We start from the raw sequence: 2,501 nt of genomic DNA on the forward strand, positions 1-2,501 counted from the left end.
TCGTCCAGCGGGACGGCGAGCGCGGCGGCGATGGGCAGCAGGAGTTCGAGGCTCGGCTTGCGCTGCTCCGACTCCAGCCGGGAGAGCGTGCTCTTGGAGATGCCGGTGGCCTGGCTCAGGTCGGCCAGGGACAGGTCCTTGCGCTCGCGCAGCCGGCGCAGCCGGGGGCCGATCTGGCGCAGGGTGGCGGCGATGGCGGGGGCCGAGGCGGCGGCAGCGCCGGCGGGGTCGGCGGCAGCGGCGGGGTCGGGGGCGGCGTCGGATTCCTGGTCCATACGGACGATCGAACCAGGGCGTCCCGGTTCCGGCAACGCGGCGTCCCGCCGGGGCGGGCGGCCCGGTGCTCCCGGGTGCCCGCCCCGGCGGGACGCCGGGCGCGCGCGGTCAGCCGACGAGCAGCTGGCTGCGCAGGTCGCGCAGGTCCCGCCTGTCCAGGCCGAGACCGGACTTCAGGTAGGCGTCGAAGGAGCCGAACTTCCGCTGCACCTCGTCGAACCCGGCGGCCAGGTACTCGGACCGGACGTCCAGCAGCGGCTTGTAGATCGCCTGGTAGGCCGGCGGCAGCTGGGCGAGGGTGGCCGCGATCTCGGCGGCGCGGTAGGTGTTGCTGGCGAGGTAGTCGGCCTCGACGGTCTCGCGCGGCACGCCGAGCGCGGTGAGCAGGGCCGCGGAGGCCCAGCCGGTGCGGTCCTTGCCGGCGGTGCAGTGGAAGAGGACGTTCTCGTCGTTCCGCTCGACCAGGGCGTTGAGCACCGAGTGGTAGGCGGTGCGGGCGCTGTCGGCGGAGACCATGGTGCGCTCGGCGTCGACCATGGCCTGGACGGCGGCCTGCGGGCTGGTGACGTTGAACGCGCCGGTGTCGGCGACGCCCAGCACATTGGCGTTCACGACGGTGGCACCGGCCGGGACGCGGTCGGGGGCGGTCTTCTGCTCCCCGGGGGTGCGCAGGTCGAAGACGGTGCGGATGCCGAGGCGGCGGAGCTTGGCGAGGTCCTGGTCGGTCAGCCTGGAGAGGTCGCCGGAGCGGTAGACGACGCCCGTCCGCACCCACCGGCCGTCGGCGGTGCGGTAGCCGCCGGCGTCACGGAAGTTCGGCGCGGAGGCGAGGTGCAGCGAGCGGTCGGCGACGACCAGCGGCGCGCCCCGGTCCGGGACCAGCTCGAAGAACCAGCGGTCGGCGGCGGCCAGCCCGGTGACCGTGACGGTGGCGGAGCCGGTGCCCTTGGCGACGGCCTTGCGGTGGCGGATGTCGTCCGGGTCGGTGCCGGCGTAGACGGTGACGCTGCGGGCGCCGGGGGCGGTCCAGGCGAGGGTGAAGCTGCCGTCGGCCTGCTGGGTGGCGGTGGCCGAGGTGAAGGGGATCGCGTGCCGGGCGACGGCCGGGGCGGCGGCCGAGGTGTCGGCGGAGGCGGAACCGGCGGCCGGGGCGGCGACGGCCAGCGCGGGGGTGCCGAGGACGAGGGCGCCGGTGAGCGCCACGGCCGCGGTCAGCCGGGTGCGGGAGATGGTCATGGCCCGGCACGGTAGGCAGCGCGGAGTGTCGCCCCGTGGCCGCCGGATGGCGCGACGGCAACAACCTGTTGAACGTCCTGGTGAACACCCGTGCGAGCCCGATCGTCCCACCGGCCGAAGCCCTGTGATCAAGGTCACCGTACGATCGGCGGCACCGATCGTCGGCGGACCGTCACATCCGGGGGCGCCACGTCGTCTCCCTCGCGACAACACCAGCCAGGGGCCCGACAGCCCGGACGGTCGGACGCGAACGAGCACGGAGGACGGGGACATGGCACGACGGATCACCATCATCGGCGGGGGCTTCGGCGGTCTGACGGCGGCCATCTCGGCGGCGGAGGCCGGCGTCGAGGTGACCTTGCACGAGGCGCACCGGACGCTGGGCGGCCGGGCCCGCACCGCCCCGGCGCCGTACCGGACCAACGAGGGCCCGCACGCCTTCTACCGGCGCGGCCCGCACTGGGCGTGGCTGCGGCAGCGCGGGCTGGTCGGACCGCTCGCGCGGGTCCCGCTGACCGCGATGCCGCGCATGCGCTACCTGCTCGACGGCCGGTTGCGCGCGCTGCCCCCGCTCGCGGTGTCCCGGCTCGCGGCCCGCCGGGACGCGCCCGTCGGCCGGACCTTCCTGGGCTGGGCGACCGAGGTGGCGGACGAGCGGACCGCGCGGGCGGCCGCCAACTTCGCCGCCGTCGCGACCTTCCACCACGCGCCCGGCCTACTGTCGGCCGCGTTCACCCAGGAGCGGCTGCACCGGGCCGCGAGCCTGCCGCCGGAGGCCGTCTACCCGGTGGGCGGCTGGCAGTCGGTGATCGACCGGATGGCGGCCCGGGCGCAGGAGCTGGGCGTGCGGATCGAGACGGGTTCGCGGCTGGAGGCACTGCCGACGACCGGTGACCCGGTGATCGTCGCGACCTCCCTGGAGGCGGCGCGCCGCCTGCTCGGCGACCCGGGCCTGGAGGGCGAGAGCGGCCGGACGCTGCTGCTGGACC

General features: G+C 75.9%; 3 protein-coding genes. 1 reads left to right on the forward strand and 2 read right to left on the reverse strand.

What is annotated here, in order from left to right; translation table 11 throughout:
• Together VR45_RS19625 and VR45_RS19630 are read right to left on the reverse strand one after the other, a co-directional pair.
• Nucleotides 1–275, reverse strand: a 275-nt coding sequence (locus tag VR45_RS19625; protein ID WP_045941099.1) for a helix-turn-helix transcriptional regulator, incomplete at its 3' end; no start/stop codon positions are given.
• Between the two features lie 109 nt (nucleotides 276–384).
• The gene (locus tag VR45_RS19630) at nucleotides 385–1,512 is read right to left on the reverse strand and encodes a tyrosine-protein phosphatase (RefSeq protein WP_045941100.1); all 1,128 of its coding nucleotides are present in this window, start codon (nucleotides 1,510–1,512) and stop codon (nucleotides 385–387) included.
• A 271-nt stretch (nucleotides 1,513–1,783) separates the two neighbouring features.
• On the opposite strand from VR45_RS19630, the gene VR45_RS19635 reads away from it, so the two are divergent.
• On the forward strand, nucleotides 1,784–2,501 hold a 718-nt coding region (locus VR45_RS19635; RefSeq protein ID WP_045941101.1), incomplete at its 3' end, for an FAD-dependent oxidoreductase.

Source organism: Streptomyces sp. NRRL S-495 (assembly GCF_000966955.1).
In the GTDB taxonomy this organism is placed as follows: Bacteria; Actinomycetota; Actinomycetes; order Streptomycetales; family Streptomycetaceae; genus Kitasatospora; species Kitasatospora purpeofusca.

Coding starts and splice junctions, on each gene's coding strand:
- VR45_RS19630 (WP_045941100.1), bottom strand. CDS start 1,512: ATGACCATCTCCCGCACCCGGCTGACCGCGGCCGTGGCGCTCACCGGC.